This window comes from Arthrobacter sp. Y3225116, assembly GCF_059091245.1.
Map to the genome: position 1 here is coordinate 1 of NZ_JBNHGL010000145.1, position 7276 is coordinate 7276.

Here is a 7276-nt window from a genome sequence, read left to right on the forward strand (position 1 = left end):
GGAGCGGCGCCGGACGCGGGGAGCCGGTTCTCGCGCTCCAGCTGCTGTTGGCGCAGCTGGCGCCGGGTGGGAATCTGTTCCTGCTCGGGGGCCGGGATCTTGGGCAGCGCCGCTGTCAGGGTCTTGAGCGCACGGCGGGCCTCACGCTCGCGGGCACGGGTCTGCGAAGACCGCTCGCCCTGGCGTTCGCGGGACTCCGTCCGACTGTCGCCGGACGCCTGGGCAACTTCTCCCCCGCCGTCGACTGGGGCCGCTGCCTGGGCATCCGGTGCCTGGGAGACGTTCCCGGAGGCGTTCTCCGGACCCGTACCGGCGCCGTCGCGCTGCCGCCGGATGTCCCGGCGGCTGGGCGGCGGCTGGGATTGATTGCTCATGCTTTGCTGATCACCCAGAAGTAAACGACTGATTTCATTGGCTTGGTTGCAGTTGGCTCAGGGCGACGGCGCCGTCCGGCGCGCGCCGGTAGAGACCATACTTGGCTATGTACTGTACTACGCCGTCCGGCACCAGGTACCAGACCGGCTGGTTCTCGGCCACGCGCTCCCGGCAGTCCGTGGAGGAAATGGCCATCGCCGGAACTTCCAACAGGCTCACGTCCTTGCGGCCCAGGTCGTGCAGCTCGTGGCCCGGCCGGGTCACGCCGACGAAGTGCGCCAGCGACCACAGCTCGTCGATGTCCTTCCAGGACATGATCTGCGCCAGCGCGTCCGCTCCGGTGATGAAGAACAGTTCCGCGTCGGGACGCCTCGCGCGCAGGTCCCGCAGCGTGTCGATGGTGTAGGTCAGTCCCGGCCGTTCGATGTCCACCCGGCTGACCGTGAACTGCGGATTCGATGCGGTGGCGATCACGGTCATCAGGTAGCGGTGTTCGGCCGGGCTGACCTCGCGTCCGCTCTTCTGCCAGGGCTGGCCGGTGGGCACGAAGACCACCTCGTCCAGGCCGAAGACCGACGCTACCTCGCTGGCCGCCACGAGGTGCCCGTGGTGGATCGGGTCAAACGTTCCGCCCATGACGCCCAGCCGGAGCTTGCGCCCCGGGTAAGTGAGGTGCAGGTCTCCGGCGTTGAGGGCTTTGACGGGCAGCGCGGACACGAATGGCTAGCGGCGCGAGGCCTGGCCGTGATCGTGCTTGTTCGGATGCTGGCGGTGCGGGTCCACGGTCTCCTCGACCGCCGAGTGGCGCTGCCCGACGCTGGTGAACGCGATGGTGGCGAACATCATGATCAGGAAGGCGGCCATGATACCGGCGCCGATCGCCCAAGCGGGGACCGGCAGTTCGACGTGGGCGGCTTCGCTGGCCACGAGTGCGGCGTCGAGGACCTGAGACAGCATGATTCTCCCTTGCGGTTCTTCAGCCCGGCCGCACGCAGGCGGACGGGATATGGCTTCCTACTCATGGTACGCGTTCCGGGCGCGGAACCGTGATTCGGCCGGGACAGGCCGGCCGGCACATGCCTAGTCGCGGACCTGGCCGTCGCCCTGGACGATCCACTTGGTGGTGGTGAGTTCGCGCAGCCCCATCGGCCCGCGGGCGTGCATCTTCTGCGTGGAAATACCGACCTCCGCGCCCAGGCCCAGCTCGCCGCCGTCGGTGAACCGGGTGGAGGCGTTGACGATCACCGCCGCCGAATCGATCTCGGCGATGAACTTCTCGGCGTTGCGCAGGTCGTTGGTGATGATGGCCTCGGTATGGCCGGTCGTCCAGGTGCGGATGTGCTTGACCGCATCGTCCACGGAATCCACCATTGCCACCGCCAGGTCCAGGTCCATGTACTCGCGGCCCCAGTCCTCGTCGGTGGCGGTCTGGGCCTCGACGCCGGACGGCAGGATGCCGGCCACCCGCTCGTCTACATGCAGCCGCACGCCGGCACCGGCCAGCGCCGCGAGGACGTCGGCCGAGGCGGCCGCGTCGCGGTGCACCAACAGGGTCTCAACGGTGTTGCAGACCGACGGCCGCTGGGTCTTGGCGTTGAGCAGGATGTCCACGGCCATCTCCGTGCCGGCCGATTCGTCTAGGTAGATGTGGACGTTGCCCTCACCGGTCTCGATCACCGGCACCTTCGCGTTGTTCACCACGGACTGGATCAGCTCGCGGCCGCCGCGCGGAATCAGGACGTCCACGAGGCCGCGCGCCTGCATCAGCGCGGTGGCGCCGTCGCGGCCGTAGTCGTCCACGCTCTGCACCGCGTCGGAGGGCAGGCCCACCCGGTCCAGCGCGTCGCGGATGATGCCCAGCAGCGCCACGTTGGTGTGCCGCGCCGCGCTGCCGCCGCGCAGGATCACGGCGTTGCCGCTCTTGAGGGCCAGGCCGGCAATGTCGACGGTGACGTTCGGGCGGGCCTCGTAAATGGCGGCGACCACGCCCATGGGGACGTGGACCTGGCGCAGCCGCAACCCGTTCGGCAGGGTCTGCCCGCGCATGACGGTGCCCACCGGGTCCGGCAGCGCGGCCAGGTTCTGCAGGGCGGCGGCCAGTCCGTCGATGCGCTTGGTGTCCAAGGACAGCCGGTCCAGCAGTGCGGCGCTGGTGCCGTTCGACTTGCCCTCGTCCAGGTCCTGGCGGTTGGCCTGCAGCACCAGGTCGCGCCGGGCGATCAGGGAGTCGGCAATCTCCCGCAGCGCCTTGTCCTTCCAGGCCCGGTTGGCGCGGGCCATGCGGCGCGCGGCGGTCCGGGACCGTCCCGCGATGGCCTCGACGGCGGCGGCGGCGTCCGGTTTCCGGCCGTCCTGGAGCTCGTCGGCCGTGGTTTGGGAAGAGGCTGTCTGGGTCATACCCTCGATTTTAGCCCGTGGGTGCGGCCCAGCACGACGACGGAGGTCACGTTACGCCTCCGCCGCGGGCCGGCGCGGTGGTTCAGAGCAGGACGAGGTCGTCCACGTGGATGACTTCGCGCTCGTACTGGCGGCCGAGCGAGGCGGCGAGCTCGCGGGTGGAGCGGCCCAGCATGCGCGGGAGCTCGTAGGAGGAGAAGTTGACCAGGCCGCGGGCGACCACGCGGCCGTCGCCGTCGGCCAGCTCCACCGGATCCCCCGGTTCGAAGTCGCCCTTGACCGAGACGACGCCGGCCGGCAGCAGCGAGCGGTGCTTCTCGCGCACGGCCTGCACTGCGCCGTCGTCGAGTACCAGCCGGCCCTGCACGGAGGCCAGATACGCCAGCCAGAGCAGCCGCGGGGGGCGGCGGGTGCCGCTGGCCGCGAACCAGGTGCCCACGTCCTCGCCGGCCAGGGCCCGCGCCGCGTTCGGCGTCGAGGTAACCAGGGCCGGGATACCCGAACCGGCGGCGATCCCGGCTGCCTCCACCTTGGTCACCATGCCGCCGGTGCCCACGCCGGCGGCGCCGGTGCGGCCGATGTTGACGCCGTCCAGGTCCTGGGGCCGGGCCACCAGCGGGATCCGCCGCGCGCCGTCCTTGGGCGGGCCGTCGTAGAGCGCGTCCACGTCCGAGAGCAGCACCAGCGCGTCGGCCTTGACCAGGTGGGCCACCAGGGCGGCCAGCCGGTCGTTGTCGCCGAAGCGGATTTCGTGGGTGGCCACGGTGTCGTTCTCATTAACCACGGGGACGACGCCGAGGTGCAGCAACCGGTGCAGCGCGCGGTAGGCGTTGGCGTAGTGCTGGCGCCGCATCAGGTCCTCGGCGGTCAGGAGCACCTGGCTGACGGTGATGCCGCGGGCGCCGAAGGCCTGGGTGTAGCGGGCCATCAGCAGGCCCTGTCCCACGCTGGCGGCGGCCTGCTGGGTGGCCAGGTCCCGAGGCCGGCGGGCCAGGCCCAGCGGGGCCAGTCCGGCGGAGATGGCACCCGAGGACACCAGGATGACTTCGCTGCCGGCATTCCGGCGGGCGGCCAGCACCTGCACCAGGGACAGCAGGGCCTCCTCGGAGATGCCCCCCGCCACCGAAGTCAGCGACGACGAGCCGACCTTGACCACCAGGCGTCCGGCCGTGGCCAGCAGGGTCCGGTCGGCCGCCGTGGCCGGCTCAGCGCGCATCGTCGTCGTCACTGTCTTCCTCTGCGGTCCAAACGCCGGACTTGCGTTCGGCCTCGAGCTCGGCGCGGGTGGCGGCCCGGGCTTCCTTCCGCTCCTGGTACTGCTCGCGCTTCTCTTCGCGGGTGGGCCGGATGTACTCCATCAGGCGCAGGTCGGTGCCGCGGGGGGAGGACAGCAGCTCGGCGCCGGCGGCCATGGTGGGCTCCCAGTCGAAGACCACGGCGTCGTCTTCGCCGATGACCACCGTGTCGCCGGGGCGGGCGCCGGACTTGAACAGCTGGTCCTCGACGCCCAGCTTGGCCAGCCGGTCGGAGAGGTAGCCCACGGCTTCGTCGTTGTTGAAGTCGGTCTGCTTGACCCAGCGCTCCGGCTTGTCTCCGAGCACCCGGAACAGCGGTTCCAGGTTCTTTTCCTCGCGCCGGATGATGAAGCCCCGCTCGTTCACGGAGCGCGGGCGCAGGACGGCGGGAGCCACCTTCGGCGGGGCGGCCTTCGCTTCGGCGCGGGCGGCGGCGACGATCCCGGCCATGGCAAAGCCGAGCTGGCGCAGGCCCTCATGCGTGGCGGCGGAGACTTCGAACACCTGGTAGCCGCGCTTTTCCAGTTCGGGGCGCACAAATTCAGCCATGTCGCGGCCGTCGGGCACGTCCACCTTGTTCAGCGCCACCAGTTTGGGCCGCTGGTTCAGCGGGACCACGTCGCCGTCGGCGCCCGCGTAGCTCATGTCCACCGTGTACTGTTCCAGTTCCCGCTCGATGATCTCGAGGTCGGCAAGGGGGTTGCGGTCGGCTTCCAGCGCCGCGCAGTCCAGTACATGCACCAGCGCGGCGCAGCGCTCCACGTGGCGCAGGAAGTTGTGGCCCAGTCCCTTGCCTTCGCTGGCACCCTCGATCAGGCCCGGCACGTCGGCGATGGTGAAACGGATGTCGCCGGCTTGGACCACGCCCAGGTTCGGCACCAGCGTGGTGAACGGGTACTCGGCGATCTTGGGCCGGGCGGCGGACATGGCCGCGATCAGGCTCGATTTGCCCGCGGACGGGAAGCCGACCAGCGCCACATCGGCGATGGACTTCAGCTCGAGGACGATGTCCCGCTCATCGCCCGGAATGCCCAGCAGGGCGAATCCGGGTGCCTTGCGCTTGGCAGATGCCAGCGCGGCGTTGCCCAGCCCGCCCTGGCCGCCGGCGGCGGCAACAAACTCGGCGCCCTCGCCCACGAGGTCGGCGAGAACGTCACCGTTCTTGGTCTTGACCACGGTGCCGTCCGGGACGGGCAGCACCAGCGTGGCGCCGTTCTTGCCGCCGCGCCAGTCCCCCATCCCCGGGCCGCCGTTGGTGGCGTGCCGGTGCGGGGCGTGGTGGTAGTCCAGCAAGGTGGTGGTCTGGGGGTCCACGCGAAGGATCACGTCGCCGCCGTTGCCGCCGTTGCCGCCGTCGGGCCCGCCCAGCGGCTTGAACTTTTCGCGCTTGACGGAGACGCAACCGTGGCCACCGGATCCGCCGGATACATGCAGGACTACCCGGTCAACAAATGTTGCCACGTGATCGATCTCCTCTGTGCCGGTGGGCGCGAACCGAAACGGCCCACCAGTGATTCTAGTCTGGTTAAAACACCAGTGAGGCGGACCGACGGCCCGCCTCACTGGAAAGCTGTTAGCTGCTTGGATTACTCCGCAGCGGCAGCAACGATGTTCACGACGCGGCGTCCGCGGCGGGTACCGAACTCAACGGCACCGGCCTCGAGGGCGAACAGCGTGTCGTCGCCGCCACGGCCCACGTTGGCGCCGGGGTGGAAGTGCGTGCCGCGCTGGCGGACGATGATCTCGCCGGCGGAAACTACCTGGCCACCGAAGCGCTTCACGCCAAGGCGCTGTGCGTTGGAATCGCGACCATTGCGAGTGGAGCTCGCACCCTTCTTATGTGCCATCTGATTTGCCTACCTTTGTTTCTGAAGGAACGTTTACTATAAGTCAGCCGACCGCTTACGCGATGTCGGTGACCTTGACCTTGGTCAGTGCAGAACGGTAGCCCTGGCGCTTCTTGTAGCCGGTCTTGTTCTTGTACTTCTGGATAACGATCTTCGGGCCGCGGAGATTTTCGACAATCTCGGCGGTGACCTTGACGTTGGCCAAAGCATCGGCAGCAGAGGTGACCTTGTCGCCGTCGACCAGGAGCAGAGCAGGCAGCTCGATGGTGCTACCGGCCTCGCCGGGGACGCGGTCAAGGGTCACGAGGTCTCCAACGGAAACCTTTTCTTGGCGGCCGCCGGCGCGGACAATCGCGTACACCACTTGGGAACTCACTTCTCTAGACGTTTATTACAGTTTTTGCTCGAATACGCAGGCACGACGTGACGGCCTGGAAAGCACTGTGCATCCGCGCCTGCGGGTGGAAACCCTTCGAAGGCGTACGCACCGAAGATCTAGATTACGCTATTACGGCTATCAGCCGCAAACCAGCGGGCTCCGGGGGTGCCGGGACGGGCTCTGGCGTCATCTTCTCCTGGCACGGGCGGACTGCAATCCGCTCGGGCGCACCTGATAATACTACCGGCCAGGCCGGCCAGGCGCGTGCATTTCGCCGCCGCGACACGGCGTGCAGGGATTCCGCGGCAGGAAATGGCCTAGAGACGGCGGCCTCGGCCACCTGCCGGCCGGCCGGAGCGTGCACCAGGCAGCCCAGCCGGAGCCAGCCACACAGCCGCCCCGGACGCAGGCAGGCCGCGGAACCGATGCGGTCCGCGGCCTGCCCGGCATGCGACGGTGCCTACAGTTCCGAGGCCGGTACTCCTACACCCAGCACCACCGGAGCGGCGGCTTCATTCTTGTCCGCTGCCGCTTCGGCCAGCGCTGACGCGGCCGGGGCCGTGGCGGCGTGGCGGTGGCCGCCGTTGTTCTCCGCCGGGAGGGCGGCATCCACGGTCTGGACGGGAGCGTCGGCGGCACCCTGGGGGCTGCTGGCGGCACGACGGCGGCGCGGCTTGCGGACGGCGGCCGGTGCCGGAGCGGCCGGTTCGGCGGCCTTCGCGGCCGGGGCATCGCCGTGCGCAGCCTGCGGTTCGGCAGCCACGGATGCCTCCACCGTGGTCGGCTCCGGTTTCTCCACCGGCGCTACCTTGTTGAAGGCCTCGGTGAGGCTCTCCAAGGTCAGCGACGGCTCTTCCGGGGCGGCCGCCGGGCTGTGCACGGCGCGCGGGATGGCCACTGTCTCTCCGTTGATCTCCAGCACGGCGGCTTCGGGTCCGTCGCCGGCCGATGCCGCGGGCACGGCAGGTGCCACGCCGGGATCG

Annotated in this window: 8 protein-coding genes and 1 pseudogene; all 9 read right to left on the reverse strand. The window is 69.5% G+C overall.

Annotated elements, in window-relative coordinates:
• Positions 1–374, reverse strand: a 374-nt coding sequence (locus tag AC5RV2_RS12470; RefSeq protein ID WP_494092595.1) for a hypothetical protein, incomplete at its 3' end; no start/stop codon positions are given.
• A gap of 34 nt (positions 375–408) precedes the next feature.
• A complete protein-coding gene (nadD, locus tag AC5RV2_RS12475; RefSeq protein ID WP_494001261.1) occupies positions 409–1053 on the reverse strand; it encodes a nicotinate-nucleotide adenylyltransferase in 645 nt (214 codons plus the stop codon).
• Between the two features lie 45 nt (positions 1054–1098).
• Positions 1099–1332 carry a hypothetical protein gene (locus tag AC5RV2_RS12480; RefSeq protein WP_494069155.1) on the reverse strand — a complete coding sequence of 78 codons (234 nt, stop codon included), beginning with the start codon at positions 1330–1332 and terminating at the stop codon, positions 1099–1101.
• Positions 1333–1455: 123 nt separating this feature from the next.
• On the reverse strand, positions 1456–2772 hold the full coding sequence (locus tag AC5RV2_RS12485; protein ID WP_494092596.1) for a glutamate-5-semialdehyde dehydrogenase: 1317 nt from the start codon (positions 2770–2772) through the stop codon (positions 1456–1458).
• Positions 2773–2854: 82 nt separating this feature from the next.
• Positions 2855–3988 carry a glutamate 5-kinase gene (proB, locus tag AC5RV2_RS12490; protein WP_494092598.1) on the reverse strand — a complete coding sequence of 378 codons (1134 nt, stop codon included), beginning with the start codon at positions 3986–3988 and terminating at the stop codon, positions 2855–2857.
• Positions 3978–5528 (reverse strand): GTPase ObgE, encoded by a 1551-nt coding sequence (obgE, locus tag AC5RV2_RS12495; protein WP_494092597.1) that lies wholly within the window; start codon positions 5526–5528, stop codon positions 3978–3980. Before obgE ends, proB begins: the two co-directional genes overlap by 11 nt.
• Before the next feature lie 125 nt (positions 5529–5653).
• Complete coding sequence (gene rpmA / locus AC5RV2_RS12500; RefSeq protein ID WP_136785451.1) at positions 5654–5914, reverse strand: 50S ribosomal protein L27; 261 nt, start codon at positions 5912–5914, stop codon at positions 5654–5656.
• Between the two features lie 55 nt (positions 5915–5969).
• Positions 5970–6278, reverse strand: a complete 309-nt coding sequence (gene rplU, locus AC5RV2_RS12505; RefSeq protein WP_493977453.1) for a 50S ribosomal protein L21 — start codon at positions 6276–6278, stop codon at positions 5970–5972.
• 475 nt (positions 6279–6753) lie between these two features.
• A pseudogene (locus tag AC5RV2_RS12510) lies at positions 6754–7276 on the reverse strand (ribonuclease E/G); the annotation flags it as partial.